11 protein-coding genes and 6 tRNA genes are annotated in these 17,354 nt (G+C 49.8%); 5 read left to right on the plus strand and 12 right to left on the minus strand.

Annotated features, from left to right (window positions below; all coding sequences use genetic code 11):
- Nucleotides 1–166 precede the first annotated feature (166 nt).
- Together IZU26_RS11305 and IZU26_RS11310 are read left to right on the plus strand one after the other, a co-directional pair.
- Nucleotides 167–3,499, plus strand: coding sequence for a hypothetical protein (locus IZU26_RS11305; protein ID WP_433279119.1), 3,333 nt, complete (start codon nucleotides 167–169; stop codon nucleotides 3,497–3,499).
- A gap of 12 nt (nucleotides 3,500–3,511) precedes the next feature.
- Nucleotides 3,512–3,670, plus strand: a complete 159-nt coding sequence (locus IZU26_RS11310; protein WP_433279121.1) for a hypothetical protein — start codon at nucleotides 3,512–3,514, stop codon at nucleotides 3,668–3,670.
- 61 nt (nucleotides 3,671–3,731) lie between these two features.
- Here the strand turns inward: IZU26_RS11310 and IZU26_RS11315 are convergent, their stop codons facing one another.
- The 10 genes from IZU26_RS11315 to IZU26_RS11360 form a co-directional block, all read right to left on the minus strand.
- A complete protein-coding gene (locus IZU26_RS11315; RefSeq protein ID WP_433279123.1) occupies nucleotides 3,732–5,726 on the minus strand; it encodes an AMP-dependent synthetase/ligase in 1,995 nt (664 codons plus the stop codon).
- Between the two features lie 254 nt (nucleotides 5,727–5,980).
- A complete protein-coding gene (gene clpX / locus IZU26_RS11320) occupies nucleotides 5,981–7,234 on the minus strand; it encodes an ATP-dependent Clp protease ATP-binding subunit ClpX (RefSeq protein ID WP_021331373.1) in 1,254 nt (417 codons plus the stop codon).
- A complete protein-coding gene (locus IZU26_RS11325) occupies nucleotides 7,231–7,836 on the minus strand; it encodes an ATP-dependent Clp protease proteolytic subunit (RefSeq protein ID WP_433279125.1) in 606 nt (201 codons plus the stop codon). Before IZU26_RS11325 ends, clpX begins: the two co-directional genes overlap by 4 nt.
- 49 nt (nucleotides 7,837–7,885) lie before the next feature.
- On the minus strand, nucleotides 7,886–9,253 hold the full coding sequence (tig, locus tag IZU26_RS11330; RefSeq protein ID WP_433279127.1) for a trigger factor: 1,368 nt from the start codon (nucleotides 9,251–9,253) through the stop codon (nucleotides 7,886–7,888).
- Between the two features lie 75 nt (nucleotides 9,254–9,328).
- Nucleotides 9,329–9,400: transfer RNA gene (locus IZU26_RS11335), tRNA-Gly, on the minus strand.
- Nucleotides 9,401–9,444: 44 nt separating this feature from the next.
- Nucleotides 9,445–9,516: transfer RNA gene (locus IZU26_RS11340), tRNA-Gly, on the minus strand.
- A gap of 35 nt (nucleotides 9,517–9,551) precedes the next feature.
- Nucleotides 9,552–9,632 (minus strand) — tRNA-Leu (locus IZU26_RS11345).
- Nucleotides 9,633–9,668: 36 nt separating this feature from the next.
- A tRNA-Lys gene (locus IZU26_RS11350) sits at nucleotides 9,669–9,741 on the minus strand.
- 134 nt (nucleotides 9,742–9,875) lie between these two features.
- Nucleotides 9,876–9,949, minus strand: a tRNA-Arg gene (locus IZU26_RS11355).
- 73 nt (nucleotides 9,950–10,022) lie between these two features.
- Nucleotides 10,023–10,094, minus strand: a tRNA-His gene (locus tag IZU26_RS11360).
- Between the two features lie 201 nt (nucleotides 10,095–10,295).
- Between IZU26_RS11360 and IZU26_RS11365 the strand changes: the two genes are divergently transcribed.
- Nucleotides 10,296–10,469 (plus strand): hypothetical protein, encoded by a 174-nt coding sequence (locus IZU26_RS11365; RefSeq protein ID WP_021330258.1) that lies wholly within the window; start codon nucleotides 10,296–10,298, stop codon nucleotides 10,467–10,469.
- Between the two features lie 143 nt (nucleotides 10,470–10,612).
- Here IZU26_RS11365 and IZU26_RS11370 read toward each other — a convergent pair whose 3' ends face one another.
- Nucleotides 10,613–11,335: a lysophospholipid acyltransferase family protein gene (locus tag IZU26_RS11370; RefSeq protein WP_310823346.1), complete on the minus strand. Its 723-nt coding sequence runs from the start codon at nucleotides 11,333–11,335 to the stop codon at nucleotides 10,613–10,615.
- Nucleotides 11,336–11,453: 118 nt separating this feature from the next.
- Nucleotides 11,454–13,910 carry an ATP-dependent DNA helicase gene (locus IZU26_RS11375; RefSeq protein WP_433279129.1) on the minus strand — a complete coding sequence of 819 codons (2,457 nt, stop codon included), beginning with the start codon at nucleotides 13,908–13,910 and terminating at the stop codon, nucleotides 11,454–11,456.
- 365 nt (nucleotides 13,911–14,275) lie between these two features.
- Between IZU26_RS11375 and IZU26_RS11380 the strand changes: the two genes are divergently transcribed.
- The gene (locus tag IZU26_RS11380) at nucleotides 14,276–16,141 is read left to right on the plus strand and encodes an ABC transporter permease (protein WP_433279207.1); all 1,866 of its coding nucleotides are present in this window, start codon (nucleotides 14,276–14,278) and stop codon (nucleotides 16,139–16,141) included.
- Nucleotides 16,142–16,143: 2 nt separating this feature from the next.
- Nucleotides 16,144–17,274 carry an ABC transporter ATP-binding protein gene (locus IZU26_RS11385; protein ID WP_433279131.1) on the plus strand — a complete coding sequence of 377 codons (1,131 nt, stop codon included), beginning with the start codon at nucleotides 16,144–16,146 and terminating at the stop codon, nucleotides 17,272–17,274.
- The last annotated feature ends 80 nt before the right edge of the window (nucleotides 17,275–17,354 follow it).

Below are 17,354 nucleotides of genomic sequence, written 5' to 3' on the forward strand. Positions count from 1 at the left end.
TACCTCGTTTCTTTTGCAGTATAGCCCCGCCGCTTTGAAAGTGCCAGATTGTTATATTTCTCAAAGGTGTGTTTTTTTCGGTTTTTCGATTTTTAAAATTGACAGTATGTGGTGCATGCTTTACCGTAGAGCAATCAAAACAGAAAACGGTACGGAGGATTTTAGCATGAAAAAAGTATGTAAAGGATATTTTACCGAATTTGACGGCGAGCGCGTGTACAAAATAGAAAACTACGACTGTATGGACGATTTTTTTATGAGTATACCGAGTGCTTCGGATGTGTGGAATTTCTGCTGGGCACACGGAGGAATCACGGCCGGACGAATCGATTGCGATCATGCAATTTTTCCGTATTATACCGCAGATAAAGTTTCCGACGGGAAATCGAACACCGGATCTTATACCGCAATCGCAAAAAACGATGCGGAAACGGTATGGGAACCCTTCGTATCGTTTTCTCCCGCAATAAAAAAACGATACGCTGCACAGATTGTACGCAATATCTATAAAAATACGTTTGGTACATCCGTATGGTTCGAAGAAATCAACAAGACACTTGAACTTTCGTTCCGTTACGCATGGACATCGTCGGCACAATTCGGACTGGTACGAAAAGTGAGTATTACCAACCTTTCCGATACGTCGGTAACGCTTTCCGTCCTCGACGGATGCCGCAATATTATGCCTGCGTGTACCGAAGCGTATGTGCAAAATTCAAACAGCGAACTCCTCGACGCGTATAAAAAAACGGATTTGGATAATACGAAACATGCACAGCTCGGATTGTTTTCTGTTTCGTCGATACTAAGCGATAAAGCGGAACCGAACGAAGGCTTATATGCAAACACGTGCTGGTTTTCAACACACGACGAAATCAAACTTTCGATCGATTCACCCGAACAGTTTGCACAAAGCGGAACGGTGGAAACGGTTTCGGTCATCAAGGGAAAGCGTTCGGGCGCATTTATCTGCAAAACAATTTCACTTGCACCGCAGCAAAGCGAAAGCTGGTACCAAGTGCTTGATGCCGGTCTTGACGCGGTAAAGATCGCCGAACTTGAAACGCTGCTCCAAGACCGTACAAAGGCAGTTACAGCGCTTGAAGCGGACATTGCAAAAAATAAAGAACTGATGACAACGTACATTGCCGAAGCGGACGGCATTCAAAAAACTGCAGATACGATGACCTGCGTACATCACGCGGAAAATGTTATGTTTAACTGTATGCGCGGAGGTTTTTTTCCGAACGAAGGAAAAATCAACACGGCCGATTTTATCGGTTTTATTGCACAGCGTAATAAGAGTTGTTTAAAAATTGCAAGGGACATAGAATCGGTAATAAGCACAAACGACACGTGGGTTCCGTATTCCGTTTTTTATGATGCGGTGAAAAAAATAAAAAATGTACAGATTTTGCGTCTTTTCTATGAATACTTGCCGCTTGCTTTTTCGCGCAGACATGGGGATCCGAGCCGTCCGTGGAATCGCTTTACGATTGTACTGAGAGATGTAAACGGAAATCTCCTTTTAAACTATGAAGGCAATTGGCGCGATATTTTTCAAAACTGGGAAGCCCTCGCTTGGTCATATCCGCAGTACATCAAACATATGTGCGCAAAATTTGTCAACGCGATGACGCCGGAAGGTTTTAATCCGTATCGCATTTCTCGTACCGGCATCGATTGGGAAATTCCCGACGCAGATAATCCATGGTCGCATATCGGCTATTGGGGAGATCATCAAATCATCTATATGCAAAAACTGCTTGAACTGTACAGTGCGGTAAACCGCAGCGATTTGATTGCGTCACTCGGAGAAAAACTGTATGTAAGTGCAAATGTACCGTACAGAATTAAATCATATACAGACATTGTAAAAAATCCTCGCGACACGATTATCTTCGACAAAGAACGCAGTGATTTACTTATCAAAAAAGCGCACGAAAGCGGTTCCGATGCGAAACTCGTGTGCGATGAACTCGGTCAAGTAACGCTTATCTCTTTTGCGGCAAAATTGATTCAAGCACTTATCGCAAAAGCGGCAAACTTCGTTCCCGGCGGCGGTATATGGCTGAATACACAGCGCCCCGAATGGAACGACGCAAATAATGCGCTTGCCGGTTACGGTCTTTCGATTGTAACGGTCTGCTATGTGTATCGGTATATAGATTTTCTGCTGCATTTATTTTCCGATTCAAAAGCACAGACATATCCGTTTCCCGGGGAAATTGCAGACTGTTTTATAAAACTCGGAACCCTTTTTTCGGAAACCGATCCTGAAAGCGTTGCATCAAATCCTTTTGAACGGAAAATTTTTACCGATAAAGCGGGTTTAATTTTCGAGCGGGAGCGAAACGCATTATACCGTGCAGGCTATTCGGGTCCTGAAAAATTATTTGCATCAAAAACGATTATCGAAATGCTGAACGCAATAAAAAAACATATTGCGCATTGTATAAAAATCAATAAGCGCAGCGACGGCATGTATCACGCATACAATGTGCTGCAAATTTATGATGACCGTATGGAAATCGAAATGCTCGATGAAATGCTGGAAGGACAAGTCGCCGTTCTGTCATCCGGTTTTCTCTCTCCCGAAGAATCGCTTGCACTTATACGGGCACTCAAAGCAAGCCGCTTATATGAAGCACGGCAACACTCCTATATTCTCTATCCGAATAAAGAACTTCCTCCGTTTATGCAAAAGAATTGCATCGTACAGGAAGATATTCTTCCGATTTCCGAATTTATTGCTTTGACCGGTTCGAAAATTCTTGCGAAAGACTGCAACGGTACGTATCATTTTAATCCCGAATTCCGTAATGTCCGGTGTATGGATGAACGGCTTGCAAGGCTGCCCGGGCGGCCGACTAAACGGGAAATCGACTTTCTTCACAGGTTATACGAAAAAACATTTTGTCATCATCATTTTACGGGACGCTCGGGAACTTTTTATGCATACGAAGGTCTCGGCAGTATTTACTGGCACATGGTTTCAAAACTGTTGCTCGCAGTACAGGAAACGGTGTTCCGCGCCGAACGTATCGCTGTACCTAAAAATACGGTAAAAGAACTTGTAGACGCGTATTACGATATTCGATCAGGACTCGGTTTTAATAAAACGCCGGAATTGTACGGTGCATTTCCGGCAGATCCGTACTCGCACACGCCGTCGGGACAAGGTGCGAAGCAGCCCGGTATGACGGGACAAGTAAAAGAAGAAATCCTCACACGGTGGGGAGAACTCGGAGTACACATTGCAGACGGAATCGCCTCGTTTACGCCGACGCTGCTGCGTTCTTCGGAATTTTTCGATGACGAAACGCTTTGCTTTACGTGGTGCGGTACTCCGATCATATATCACCGTGCCGAAAAACCGAGCATTTGTGTAAATAAAACGGAAACACGCGAGGGAACATCGCTTACCGCCCAAGAAACGAATATGCTGTTTGCAAGAAACGGCGGCATTGCGCAAATCGACGTTTACGTATGTATATAGGGGCTGCTTCCCATGTACGGCACGGATGGCGTGTCCGAGTTCCTCCTTGCAAAGTGGCCCGGCGTACTCACGATCATCGTCAACGACAGAGCGGGGAAGGGAGCTGCCGCGTACCGCTGTCCCGGGGACGTGTGGCTGCGGAACATTATGCCGATATCCGCCATTATTTGACTGCGGAACTCCTGTACACGGGAGTCATCCGATCGAACAAAGTTCGTTTCCGGCAGTCGTTTTACGCAAAAAGGGATTTGATCTCTTTTGCGTATATCTTCGTAATCTTATAACGCATCATTTCGCCTTTTGCATTGACTTCTTTTCCGGCTTCAAAACTGTTCGGAAGCAGTGCGAAGCGGTTGATGCGTTCACAGGTGCGGAAGCCCGTCTTTTCGTTTACGCGGCGTTCGATCTCTTCGCGGAAAAACATTTGCACTTCGTTCGATTCAAGCAGGCTCTCCCACGAACTGTACATGACAAGAGAGGTGTTCGCCCACTCGGTGAGCACGTCTTTTGCCGGAACGATGAGAGCTGCGATATATTTTTTATCCTGCCCCACGATCATGACGCGTTCGATGTAGGGGCTGTTCAAAAGAGAGGCTTCGATAACCGCGGGTTCGATATTTTCTCCGCCGAGCAATACGATCGTATCCTTCGCTCGTCCGGTGATTTTGATTTCGTTGTCCTGCGTCATCATACCGATATCGCCCGTGTTGAGCCAGCCGTCTTTATCGATAACCTGAGCCGTCAAATCGGGACGCTCGTAGTAGCCTTTCATGATTTGGCGGCCTCTCGCTTCGACGATGCCTTTTTTACCGGGCGGAAGCGCTTCGGTACCGAGCGAGCCGTCTTCGTTGAGCGAAACGACGCGCACTTCGGCCGCAGGGAATACGACGCCGACGCAGCCCGAGCGCGGCTTTAAAGGATTGCGCACCGAAAGGACGGGAGCCGCTTCGGTAATGCCGTAGCCTTCGAGCAGATTGAAACCGATCGCGTGATAGAACGAATCGATATCGCTTTGCAGTGCTCCTCCTCCGGAAATCGCCGCAACCATGTGACCGCCGAGCACTGCGCGGATCTTTTTAAAGACGACGACTTTGCAGATACCGTACCACGGGGCGAGCAGGATAAACGGAACGATGCCGTATAAAACGTCGAAGATGCGCGTGCTGTTTCTGTAGCGGCACACACGGCCCCTCACGCGGTCGCTCGCCCACGAAAACGCTTTTCCGATTTTGATCGCAAGGTTGAACGAAAACTGCGTAACGCTGTTTTCTTTTTCCATCTGGCGGAAAATACCGTTTGCAAGCGATTCCCACAGGCGGGGGACACCGCACATCCATGTCGGATGAACTTTCGCCATATCGGAAAGCATGATAGCGGCCGACGGTTTCGAATACGCGATGCTGCTTTTGAGCGCGACGATAAAATATTGAAACGCACGCTCGAAACTGTGCCATACGGGAAGCACCGACAGCCAGATGTCTTCGTCCTTCGTCGTCGGAAGGGCGAGCTTTACCACTTCGCACTGCGCGATATAGTTGTCGTGCGTAAGCATAACGCCTTTGGGAGTTCCTGTCGTTCCCGACGTAAAGATGATCGTCGCCGTTTCGTCGGCGCCCGTTTTATCCATTTCAGCTTCAACCGCTTTTCGCTCTTTTTCGGAAGCGTGGCGTCCTTTGTCCTCAAGATCGATGTATTTCCAAATTTTGATTTCGCGCGCTTTCGCCTGTTTTTTTATCTCATCGTCCGTAGGCGAATCGATGAGGATAACCGTCTTCAGCGTCGGCACGTCAACTCCGCAGTCGAAGAGCTTTTGCAGCTGCTTTTGATTTTCAAAAATACAGATTTCGCATTTGATGAAATTCAATATGAAGGCCATTTCGGTTCCCGTCGAATCGAGTCCGCGGGGAATATCGGTTGCGCCGAGAGACAAAATCGCGTGATCGAGGATAAACCATTCGCGCCGGTTGTCGCACATGAGACCGACAAAGGCTCCGCGCGTTACGCCGATCTTTTGCAGCGCGCACGCCGTTTCGACGACGCGATTGTAAACGCGCTTGTAGCTGTAGTGCTCGTATTCGCCGACTTCGTTTTTAACGATCTGCAACGTGTAGTCGGGATAGGCTTCGGCACGGGAGCGAAGCAAAAGCGGTATATTATGCGGCAGCTTTTCCGCCGCATCTTTTTCAAAAAGTGATTTGATCTTTTCAATCGTTTTACTCGTGTTCATCGGGTTTACTCCGTAAAATAATCATCGCGCCGCAGCGGATATACCGTCCGCAAAATCGGCGTTCGTGCGGTTTTTTTATTCTGACAAAAACCGCTAATTATGTCAAGATAGAAATGAAAATTGTAAAAGATATGTACGATTTTCGTATATGAAAACGCAGTACGATTCGCGGACAATATGATGAAATGCGAGTCGCGGACAATGCGATAAATCGTCTGCGCTTTACAGGCGATGCGATCGTCTGCGCTTTACATCTACGCCGTCAAAAGAGATCCTACGTCGAGATGGGTTTTATTTTGCACGATATCTTTCGAAACGACGAGCTTTTTTTGCTCGCGGTCTTTGATCGACGGGAGTTCGTACATGATATCCTGCAGCATTTTTTCGACGATGCTGCGAAGTCCGCGCGCGCCGGTTTTTTGGCGGACGGCTTCGTCGGCGATTTCCCCGATCGCTTCATCGGTGAATTCGAGTTTGACGTTGTCGAGGGCGAAAGATGCTTGAAACTGCTTTGTGATCGCGTTTTTCGGTTCGGTGAGGATGCGCACCAAATCGTCCCGCGTGAGCTCTTTGAGTGCGACGGTGATAGGCATCCGTCCGATCAGTTCGGGGATGATGCCGAATTTGACGAGGTCGTCGGGAGTGCAGCGGTTGAGCAGGTTCATGCGGTCTTCTTCGTTCATCATACCGACGTTGCTGCCGAAACCCATTGCGCGCTCTGCAGTGCGCTGTTCGATGATCTTTTCAAGACCGACGAAAGCGCCGCCCAAGATAAAGAGGACGTTTGTTGTGTCGATATCGATCATCTCCTGATTCGGGTGCTTGCGTCCTCCCTGCGGCGGAACGCTCGCGTGCGTACCTTCGATGATTTTTAAAAGCGCCTGCTGTACGCCTTCGCCCGACACGTCGCGCGTGATCGACGTATTTTCGCTTTTGCGCGAAATCTTGTCGATTTCATCGATAAAGATGATACCGCGCTCGGCGGCTTTGATGTTGCCGTTTGCGGCGTTTATCAATTTTAAAAGCACGTTTTCGACGTCTTCTCCGACATAACCCGCTTCGGTGAGTGTCGTCGCATCGGCGATGGCGAAGGGTACTTTGAGTTTTTGCGCGAGCGTTTTTGCAAGCAGCGTCTTTCCGCTTCCGGTCGGCCCCATGAGCAGTATGTTCGATTTTTCGATGAGCACGTCGTCGTCTTTGCGCATGCTTTTCGGAACCGACATGCGCTTGTAGTGGTTGTACACGGCGACGGAAAGCGTCTTTTTCGCTTCGTCCTGTCCGACGACATACTGATCGAGGTATTCTTTGAATTCTTTCGGAGTCGGGACGTCGTTCATCGTAATCGGCGCGACTTCTCCTTCTTCCTGATCGAGCATGCTTTGGCAGACGGCGACGCACTGATTGCAGATGTGGATATTGCCTGAAGGCGCTCCTACGAGATGACGCGATGCGTCTGCAGGTTTGCCGCAAAACGAACAAAACTGCGCGTCGCTTCCGAATCGTTTCATTGCTTTTTTCTCCCCGGCATAACGTGATCGACGATGCCGTACGCAAGCGCGTCTTCGGCCGACATATAAAAATCGCGTTCCATATCGGAAGCAACCTGTTCGGGTGTTTTTTTCGTGTGATGCGCAAAATAATCGATCGTCAATTTTTTTAAACGCACGATTTCTTTTGCCTGGATCGAAATGTCGCTTTCCTGTCCCTGCACGCCGCCCCACGGCTGGTGGATCATAACGCGCGAAGAGGGAAGGGCGAACCTTTTTCCCGCAGTGCCGCCTGCGAGGAGGATTGCACCAATGCTTGCAGCCTGTCCCATGCAGATCGTCTGGATTTGGCACTTGACGTACTGCATCGTATCGTAGATCGCAAGACCTGAGGTAACCGATCCTCCGGGACTGTTTATGTATATGCTGATGTCTTTATCGGGATTTTCCGATTCGAGAAAGAGAATTTGCGCAACGACCAAGTCCGCCGTAACGTCGTTTATCTCCCCGTCGATAAAGATAATTCTGTCTTTGAGCAGCCGTGAAAAAATATCATAGGATCTCTCGACGTTTCCGCTCCGCTCGATGACGGAGGGGACGAGCGTGTTCATCCGTTCATTCATAGTCACATCCTGTCTATATAATATACTGAAAAAACGAGGCGGCGTGGGTTCAGTTGCTTTCCCCTTTAAATAAATCGGCGAACGATATCGCATCTCCCTTTACCGTTTTCACCTCTTTATACAGTTCGTCGTAGAGTTTTTGCTCTTTTGTGTCGTCGATGAGGTATTCTTTCGCTTTTGCGTCTTCGTAGTGCTTTTTCACTTCGTCGACGCTTATGCCGCCCCTGTCGGCGATTTCTTTATAGCGCGCTTCGACATCTTCGGGCGTAACGGAAATATTCCGCGCGCGGATCAAATTGTCTACGATAATTCTGCTTTTAAGCATTTTTTCGCTTGCGCCTGCCCACTCTTTGAGTATATCGGCTTTCGTCTGTTTTGCCGACGAAAACATCTTTTCAAGCTGTTCCGGCGTCGTCTGAAACTGCTGCGCCATCGAATACCAGCGGTTTTCGAGTTCCGTGTCGAGCATGGAAGAAGGGATATCGAAGGGATTTTTTTCGACAAGCCGGGAAAGCAGTTCGTTGTTTTTGATTTCTCCGATACGCCGCTCCTTCGCGCTTTCCATATTTTTTATGATGGCTTTTTTTAAGTCGTCGAGCGTTTTGTATTTTTCGCTCACGTCCTGCGCAAGTTCGTCGTCGAGTGCGGGAAGGTTGCGTATTTTGATTGCGGTAACCGTTACGCCGATTTTTTTCGTTGTACCCGCAAGCGTTTTGTCTTTGTCGTCTTTTGCGTAGGTTTTCGTAATCGTTTTCGTTTCGCCTTTTTTCATGCCGATGACGTCGTCGTCGATGCGGTACAACGTACCGTTCGATCCCGCCGTAAAGACGAAATCTTCGCGCTTTGTCCCTGCGATTTCGTTTCCGTTTTCGTCGAGTTCGGCATAATTGATCGTAACGATATTGTCCTTTTCGACTTTTTCGTCGTCTTTTTTGTCGATGACGACAGCATTGCGCTCCTGCACGGCTTTGAGCTCTTCATCGATCTCTTTGTCGCCGATTACGACCTGCGGCTCTTTTATCGTAATGCCCGAAAAGTTTTTGACGTCGACTTTGGGATATACGTCATAGGTGAGAGAAAAGCTTAAATCTTTTGCAGCGTCGAGTTCCGGCATTTTTTCCATGACGGGCTGAGCGTAGGGGAGCGGACGGTTTGCCTTTTCCGCATCGTCTTCAAAGATTTCGTTGAGCGCTTTGTCGATTATATCGCTTACCGTATCGGCTTTGATGCCCTCTCCGAATTTGCGTTCGAGAATATTCGCCGGCACGTGGCCTTTTCTGAAGCCCGGAATCTGCGCCTGCTTTAGATATTTGCCGAGCGTTTCCGCGTATGCGGCCGCGACGTCTTTTTGTGAAACGGTGACGGTGAGTTTTACCGCCGATTTTTCAAGGTCGGTGAATTCTTTTTTGAGTTCCACGCTTCGCTCCTTACCAGTAATCTCCGTACGAATAAAAAAAGCGATTCAGATTGCTCCGAATCGCTTTTGCTTTTAAGCGGGAAACGGGAGTTGGACCCGCGACATCCACCTTGGCAAGGTGGCGCTCTACCACTGAGCTATTCCCGCAAATAATTCTTTGCGTTTTCCGGCGCTGTAAGCTTCGGTACTCGAGCGGGAAACGGGAGTTGGACCCGCGACATCCACCTTGGCAAGGTGGCGCTCTACCACTGAGCTATTCCCGCAAATCTGTATGTCGCAACACCTCAGGCATCGGAATTGCGAGAGAAGGGACTTGAACCCTTACGCCGTAAGGCACCGGAACCTAAATCCGGCGTGTCTGCCGTTTCACCACTCTCGCATAAAGAGTGCGTGCCTTCTCATCTCACACAAGGCTTGAGCCATGCCGGCTTCGAACCGACGACCCACAGATTAAGAGTCTGTTGCTCTACCAGCTGAGCTAATGGCCCGTACTCAATCCACGACAGTGGCTGAATGTTATAACTATAGCAAAAATAAAATAAAATGGCAAGTACGTTATGCGATTTTTTGCAGGCACTCGAATGCGACGGGAAGCGGCGAAGACAGTGCAGGGTGGGAAAATTGCGTTTAGCGTGACTCGAACACGCAACCTACGGATTCGAAGTCCGTTGCTCTATCCAGTTGAGCTATAAACGCTTTCGGAAGGATTTCGAAGCCGCGAGCGTTCAGGCAATCGGCGGCGTCTTTTTTATTAATTTTTATAAAAGCGGGTGCCTGGTGGGGATTGAACCCACGACAACCAGATCCACAATCTGGCGCTCTACCACTGAACTACAGGCACCGTAGCGCATTTGCAATGCCCGAAAACTATAGCAAATTCGGAGACAGTACGTCAAGAGCGAGCAAAATCCGAGCAGTGGTCGTTCGCGCTGTATCCGTGCATCGGGCGAAGTTTGCTCCGCTGCTTTTCCGCTTTTTCCGCATAATTGACAGAGCGCCGTTTTATCGTTATATTTAAAAAAATTCGTTTTGGAGGAATGTTATGGCCGGAACAAGTAAAAACTCCCGTACATCGGTTGCGACGCATAAATTCATGTGTCCCGACTGCGGCGGAGAAATCATAATGAAGACTATGTTCGAAAAGGGAAAAATTAAAAACGTCGCGGAATGTTCTAAGTGCAAGCGGACGGAGCGGCGCCCGAAAGACTTTAAATGATTTTTTATTCGTACGAAGGGTTAATGCCCCTGCACTTTGCGTCGGGTATGTTGATTTTTACAATGCGAAAACCGCACTCACGGGTGCGGTTTTTTTATTTAACCGATTAACCGAAACGACGGCTTTATTGGCTCCGCCATGCGTCAATTTGCGCTTCCGCCGCTTCTCCATGTGTCGAGCTGAGTTTGAATCAAGCGCGGAGCTTCTTCCAAAATCGCGTTTTGCGCTTCTTTCGTTTTCGGCGCATCGTAGATTTTTACAATCGTCACTTTATAGCTGCCGTTTTTTAAATTCGTCATGATCGTGCGGAGCCTGCCGATCTCCCAGCCGCCGTCGAGGGCGCACACGACGACGGGGAGCCCCGTCGCTTCGGCGAGTTTTCGAAATCCCGCGGAATAAAATTTTCCGACGTTTCCGTTCCGCGTGCGAGAGCCTTCGGGAAAGAGCACCGGAATTTGATCGCGAGCGAGCACGCGCTTTGCAAAATCTTCGATCGTCTTCATCGCCGTTACGGGACTTGCTCTTCGCGGGATAAGGCAGTGCTCCTGTGAGCGCAGCATTTCCGATACAAGCGGAATGTGGCGGCCTAGCTCCGCCTTTGCGACAAAGCGCAGACTTTTATCGCGAAAATAATTCATATAGCAGGGTATGTCGAAAAGGCTTTGATGATTCGAAATGATGATAAACTGCGGCGGAAGTTCGCGAAAACGCCGCTTGTCGCCGATAAAACGAAAATGCTTGTAACACGATAAAATCGAAAACAAGCGCGGAGCTACCGTACGCACGATATAATCGGAAAGAACGGTGCTCGCTTTTTTAGATATGGGATACAAAATAATATTGCCGATGGACGGCAATGTTACCATTCCGAACAGGCAGCATAGTGTGACAAGGCTCGACATGGCATCATAATATAATGAAAAGTCCCAGCTGTCAAATAGAAGGGTAGGGGTATCTCAAAAGTCGGTTACTTCTTTGACAGCCCTAGTCCCTTGTCAGAAAGCGCTCGGTCTCCGCGACAATCGTATCGAGATCTTTGTAAAGGCGTTTCGATTCGGGTATGCTGCCTAAAAATATCGTGCCGTAGCGCTTTTCGTAGATGCGTTTGTCGAGGAGTGCGACACAGCCGCGGTCGTCGCTCCGTCTTATAAGGCGTCCGAATCCCTGACGGAATTTGATCACCGCTTCGGGAACGCTGAGTTCCATAAACGCGCTTCCGCCGCGCTTTACGACGGCTTCGGATCGGGCGGTAAAGACCGGATCGTTCGGTACGGAAAACGGCAGCTTTACGATGATCACTTGCGAAAGAGAGGAGCCGGGCACATCGACGCCCTGCCAAAACGAATCGGTCGCAAAGAGCACGCTTCCGATATCTTCACGGAACGCATCGAGGAGGCGGGAAGCATCGTCGTCGCCCTGTTTTAAAAGTCGGAACTTCGAAAGAAAGGGTGCCGCATCCGTAAAAGTGTTTCGAAGCATATCGTAGGATGTAAAGAGAACGAGCGTCCTGCCCCGTGCAGCCGAAACGAGGCGGCTCACCGCCGACACGACAAAGCGCTGAAAGTCGACGGCGTTTTCGGGAAGAGGGGCGTCGGACGGAACGGAAAAAAGCAGGTTCGTTTTATACGGAAACGGAGATGGAAAATCTCCCGTAAGGATGCGATCTTCGTCGGCAAATGAAGCGCCCGTCCGCCGCATCCACCACGAAAAATTTTTGTGTATCGAAAGCGTCGCCGACGTACACACGACCGACTGCATCGGCTCGAATACGCCCGTGTTCATAAGAGGCGCGATGTCGAGCGGCGTTTTCGTAAACAGCGTGTACTGCCGATCTTCGTCTTTTGCCGAAAGCGCATCGCTCGGAAGATATTTTTTTTGCAAGTAAAATACCGAATCGCGTTTTTCATCCCACGCCGTAAAGTCGTTGAACAAAAGCAAAGCCGCTTCAAGTCTGCGAACGACGAGCTTCGCTTCCCAATACGCGCCTGCCGCTTTGTCCTCGTCCGTGATGCCTTCCATCAATTCTTTTACGAGGGCGATAAGCGATGAAAGAGAAGACGCAAGGGAAGCGGCAAGAGAAAGAAGCGGCCCGAAATCGCGAGAAGTCGCATCGGAGAGGCGGATCGTGTAATCGTCCTGTAATATATCTCCCGCCGCAGTTTCCAAATCCGCAATCGCCGACTTAACGCGGCTCGCGATTCCGCTTGCATCCGCCGCACGCTCTTCGTTCGACGACAAAATTGCAAGCGTGCAGATATATCCCGCTTCGGAATTTTTGTGTCTGCGGTACAAAAGATTTACTTGACGCAAAAGCGCAAATCGGTTCGCCGTGCCGCTGAAAAAACTCGTCGCCGCGTTTTCGATACCGTGCGCTTCATCGAATACAACGTGACGATACGGCGGCAAAACCGCCTGATCGTCCCAGCCCGCTCCGCTCATGCGCGACTCGATGTCGGCGAAAAGCAAGTGGTGATTGACGACGACGATATCGGCAGAAGAAGCCTCTTTTCTCACTTTCATGACAAAGCACTGCGCGTAAAAAGGACAGCGCGGCCCCATGCACGCATCGCTTTCGCTTTTTATGCGCGACCATATCTTTTCTCCGGGCATAAAGGGCAAATCGCTTTTGCTTCCCGTCGCGCTCTTGTCAGCCCACCGGGCGATCGCATCGAAGGTTTCCGTATCGTCTCCGAAAAGCTCTCTTTCGCTTCCCGCGTCCGAAAGGCGGCGGAGGCACACGTAATTTTGCCGCCCTTTGACGAGAACGGCTTTGCACTTTTTTCCGATTATTCTTTCCGCCGCGGGAATGTCTTTTTCGCACAGCTGTTGCTGCAAATTAATCGTGCCCGTGGAAATGACGACGCGCTCGCCGTTCGAAGACGCCCACAGCATCGCGGGGATGAGATAAGCGTAGGATTTTCCGACGCCGGTTCCCGCTTCGAATACGCCGAGCGAATTTTCATTGAAGGAGCGGGCGATGCTTCGAAGCAGAGCGATTTGTACGGGGCGCTCTTCATAATTTTCGGACAGGACGGAAAGCGGGCCGCCGTTTTCGAGATACAGAGAAGCCGCATCGATATCGAGTTTTTTAATCGATTTCGGTTTGACCGCTTCCATGACGACGTAGACTCGAGAAGCGCTGTTGTCGATGATGTAAAAACCTTGCGCGCGCTCGGAGGCGGCGGAAGCGGCCGCCATATCCGCGTCGGAAGGTTCGAGGTATCCGCTCGGATGATTGTGGATGAGAACCGCGCATTCGCGCACGTCGTTTTGATTGACGGGAACTTCGCCCTCGTTGCCGCGGGCGCCGACTTTTACCGAAACGACGATCCCCGACGAATTGATATCGCCGGTAAAAAATACTTCGTTCCCTCCCGCTTCTTCGACGGCGCGCTTGAGTTCATCGATAACTGAATCTGAAAAATATTTTCGGCTGTCCATCACTTCCGTCCGGAACGCTTACAACTATATGAAATTGCATCGCTGCAAAACAACGATTATGTCGTCCCCGTATTTCCTCACGTAAAAATCTAACCGTAACTATCAGCTTTCGGCAGAGAGTCTTAGCCGCATCATATTTCTTTATGACTTTTGCGTCTACTCGTTCCTTTGCAATAATCTTCATCTAGATTTAACGTGATGCAACGCGTTGTGTTGACTTTTCGTACAATGTGCTATAGACTTATATCAATCGATTACATTATCGCGGTTTTGCTTTGCATAAACCGCGTTTTTTGTATCATTATCCTGCGTCCGATACCGGAAATGTCATACCGGAGTGATTTCGCTTTCTATTGGAGTATGTGATGCGACCTGCACTGTACGATGCCGATGAGCCGTTTCCGTCCTTTTCCCGGCGGAGGCGGCTGCAAAATCGCCTGAAAAATTATTTTACCGATCCGTACAATATCATCATGCTCGTTTCCGTAGCGATTTTATGCTATCTCATCGTCGTCCCGCTTGTACAGATGATCGGTACGACCTTTACGATGGCGAAAACCGACCTCCGTCGCGTGCGCGGTGCGGTCGAAGGTCAGTTTACGCTGTACTATTGGAAGCGGCTTTTGGCGAGCGACGTTTCGCGCAATCTCTTTTGGATTCCGCTCCGCAATTCCCTTGTCATCGCCGTTTGTACGAGCGCGCTTTCGATTCTCATCGGCTCTCTTGTCGCGTGGCTTTTAGTGCGCACCGACTTGCCCGGAAAAAGATTTTTTTCGCTTGCGGTGATCGTACCGTATATGCTGCCGTCGTGGTGCAAATCCATGGCGTGGCTCACCGTGTTCCGTAACGAAACGATAGGAGGAGCTGCGGGCTTTTTAAGCTATTTCGGCATCAACGCTCCCGACTGGCTCGCCTACGGGCCGCTTCCGATCGTACTCGTGCTTTCCATACATTATTATGCCTATGCGTATCTCCTCGTTTCCGCAGCTCTCCGTTCGATCAATTCGGAACTCGAAGAGATGGGAGAGATCGTCGGTGCGTCGAAGGGGCTTATGCTCAGGAAGATCACTTTTCCGCTCGTGCTTCCGGCCATCCTTTCGAGCGTCATATTGACCTTTTCAAAAGTGATGGGTACTTTCGGCGTTCCGTCTTTCCTCGGTCTTAAAGTCGGCTACTATACGATTTCGACCTCGCTCTATGCGACCGTCCAATCGCAAAAGGGCACGGGCTTTGCGATCAGCATCATGCTTATCCTCATCGCGTCGGTAAACATCTTCGTCAATCAAAAGCTCATCGGTTCGCGGAAATCCTATGCGACGATCGGCGGAAAGGGCGGCCGCTCGACGCCGCTTTCGCTCGGTTCGTGGAAAGCGCCGACGGTCGTTGTACTCTCCGCATTTTTGGCCGTAGCTGTCATCCTGCCACTCGGCATTTTGCTTTATCAAACCTTTATGCTTCAAGCCGGCGATTACAGCTTTTCGAATTTTACGCTGCATCACTGGCTCGGCGAAAGCGACCCCTTGATTTCCGACGGACTTCCCGGCGTCTTCAAATCGCCGCAGTTTTGGATGTTCGTCAAAAATACGCTCTTGCTTGTCGCGTGGACGGCCGTCATCGCGACGATCTGCGGACAGGTCATCGGCTATATCAATTCGCGCGGCAGGCATTTAAAAAGCGGAAAGCTCGTCGAACAGCTCGTGTTTATCCCGTACCTCATTCCGTCGATCGCTTTCGGTGCGATGTACCTTGCCATGTTCGCATCTCCGACCCGCGTTTCGTTTTTTGGACATCCGCTGACGCTCATTCCGTCGCTGTACGGTACCTTTGCCGTGCTCGTTCTCGTTTCGATCGTAAAGCATTTGCCCTTCGCTTCCCGCGCGGGTACGTCCAATATGCTCCAGATAAGTACGGAGCTCGAAGAAGCGGGGCAGATCGCAGGTGCGAATTTTTTGACGCGCTTTTTCAAAATCGTGTTTCCGCTTTCCAAAAACGGTTTTATGAGCGGTCTCATGCTCATTTTAATAAGTATCGCAAAGGAGCTCGATTTAATCGTCATCCTCATGACGCCGACGCAGGCGACGCTGCCGTATATGGCGTACACCTATTCGACGAACGGCTTTCAACAGCCGGCGAGTGCCGTCGCAATCGTACTCTTTATCCTCGTGTTTTTATTCTATTGGATTGCAAATAAATTTTTCCACGCCGATATTGCCGGCGGGCTCGGAGGCTAGACGTGAGCAAAATCGTATTGACCGGCATCAACAAATATTACGGAACGAACCGCGTTTTAAAAGACGTCGATTTGACGATCGAAGACGGAGAGTTTATGACACTGCTCGGACCTTCGGGCTGCGGCAAAACGACGACGCTGCGCGTTATCGCGGGACTCGAAAAACCGCAGTCGGGTTCAATCGTTATGAACGGCGAGCGCATCGTAAACGCGGCCGAAAGTTTTTTCGCACCTCCTGCAAAAAGAGGCCTCAATCTCGTATTTCAGTCGTACGCGCTGTGGCCCCACATGACGGTATTCGATAACGTCGCCTTCGGTCTTCGCGTAAAGCATACGCCGAAAGACGAAATCAAAAAGCTTGTCGAAAGCGCGCTCAGCCGCATGCAGATCGGCGAATATGCGGGGCGCTATCCGTCCGAACTTTCAGGCGGACAACAGCAGCGCGTCGCCATTGCCCGCGCTATAGCAACGCCGGTTGAACTCCTTTTGCTCGACGAACCTCTGTCGAATCTCGACGCAAAGCTCCGCGTCGATATGCGCAGCGAACTGAAGCGATTGCACGAGGAGATGGGAACGACGATCATCTACGTGACGCACGATCAAGTGGAAGCGCTCACGCTGTCGACGCGCATCGCCGTTTTTTTCAATGGACACATCGAACAGGTTGCAAGTCCTATGAGCTTATACCAAAATCCTGCAAGCGTGCGCATCGCGGAATTTATCGGAAATCCGAAAATAAATCTCACGGGCGGAAAAGCGAAGCGGACGGAAGCGGGGCTCGAAGTCGAAAGCGCATTCGGAAATTTCACATTTCAAAAAAGCGACTGCACCGATAAGATTCCCGACGGAACATTCGACTGCAGGATAGGTTTTCGGCCGGAAGAAGTGACGGTTTCCCGCACGGCTTCCAAGGGTGCCGTAGAGTGCCGCGTGTATTCGAGTATGCCTGCGGGAAGTGAAACGCTCATACGCCTTTCCGTCGCCGGAGAATCTTTCCTTGCAAAGCGGCTCGGTATCCGTCACTACAAAGCCGATGAAACGGTTTACGCGGCGATAGCTCCCGAAAAGCTCAACGTGTTCGATGCCTTGTCCGGTGCGCTCGTAAAAAAATCCGTCGAAGGCGAAAGCGATTGATCGTATCGATGTAATTATCGGATATTGTAATTAATTAATTATTTTTATAGGAGGTACGATAAAAAGCGCCGTCTGAAATA

The sequence above is a fragment of the Treponema sp. SP13 genome, assembly GCF_050938355.1.
Classification (GTDB): Bacteria; Spirochaetota; Spirochaetia; order Treponematales; family Treponemataceae; genus Treponema_D; species Treponema_D socranskii.

Coding starts and splice junctions, on each gene's coding strand:
- IZU26_RS11305 (WP_433279119.1), top strand. CDS start 167: ATGAAAAAAGTATGTAAAGGATATTTTACCGAATTTGACGGCGAGCGC.
- IZU26_RS11375 (WP_433279129.1), bottom strand. CDS start 13,910: ATGGACAGCCGAAAATATTTTTCAGATTCAGTTATCGATGAACTCAAG.
- IZU26_RS11325 (WP_433279125.1), bottom strand. CDS start 7,836: ATGAATGAACGGATGAACACGCTCGTCCCCTCCGTCATCGAGCGGAGC.
- clpX (WP_021331373.1), bottom strand. CDS start 7,234: ATGAAACGATTCGGAAGCGACGCGCAGTTTTGTTCGTTTTGCGGCAAA.
- IZU26_RS11365 (WP_021330258.1), top strand. CDS start 10,296: ATGGCCGGAACAAGTAAAAACTCCCGTACATCGGTTGCGACGCATAAA.
- IZU26_RS11380 (WP_433279207.1), top strand. CDS start 14,276: ATGCGACCTGCACTGTACGATGCCGATGAGCCGTTTCCGTCCTTTTCC.
- IZU26_RS11370 (WP_310823346.1), bottom strand. CDS start 11,335: ATGGTAACATTGCCGTCCATCGGCAATATTATTTTGTATCCCATATCT.
- IZU26_RS11315 (WP_433279123.1), bottom strand. CDS start 5,726: ATGAACACGAGTAAAACGATTGAAAAGATCAAATCACTTTTTGAAAAA.
- IZU26_RS11310 (WP_433279121.1), top strand. CDS start 3,512: ATGTACGGCACGGATGGCGTGTCCGAGTTCCTCCTTGCAAAGTGGCCC.